The 589-nt window shown below is 57.9% G+C and carries 1 protein-coding gene; it reads right to left on the reverse strand.

Going from position 1 to position 589, the window contains the following annotated elements:
- On the reverse strand, window positions 1-589 hold a 589-nt coding region (locus QQJ79_RS15855), incomplete at both ends, for a DNA topoisomerase (RefSeq protein ID WP_284223901.1).

Genomic DNA, 589 nt, shown 5'->3' on the forward strand with positions numbered 1-589 from the left:
CGGTTCGGCCTCGCCCAGTTGCAGATACGGGCCATAGGGGCCCTTCCGCAGGGTGATCATCAGGCCGGTATCCGGATCAAGGCCAAGCTCCTTTGGCCCATCATCAATTTCAGAGCTGCCGTCATCGTCACCGGATGTGCCCAGCTGACGGGTGTAGCGGCATTCCGGGTAATTGGTGCAGCCGATAAAGGCGCCAAAACGACCGGTTTTCAGGCCAAGGCGGCCCTCGTCACATTTCGGGCAGGCACGCGGGTCGGTTCCGTCCTCGCGGGGCGGGAAGACATGGGGGCCCAGAACCCGGTTCAGTTCTTCCAGCACATCGGTGATGCGCAATTCGGACGTGCCTTCGACGGCAATGCTGAAATCGTTCCAGAAATCCCTCAAGACCTGTTTCCAGTCCACCTTGGCGTCAGAAATATCGTCCAGCCGTTCTTCAAGCTGGGCGGTGAAATCATATTCCACATAGCGCGTGAAGAAAGAGGACAGGAAGGCGGTAACCAACTGGCCCTTGTCTTCCGGGATAAAGCGTTTCTGGTCCAGCTTGACATATTCCCGGTCCTGCAGAACCGAGATGATGGACGCATAGGTG

Source organism: Brevundimonas denitrificans (genome assembly GCF_030160755.1).
GTDB lineage: Bacteria > Pseudomonadota > Alphaproteobacteria > Caulobacterales > Caulobacteraceae > Brevundimonas > Brevundimonas denitrificans.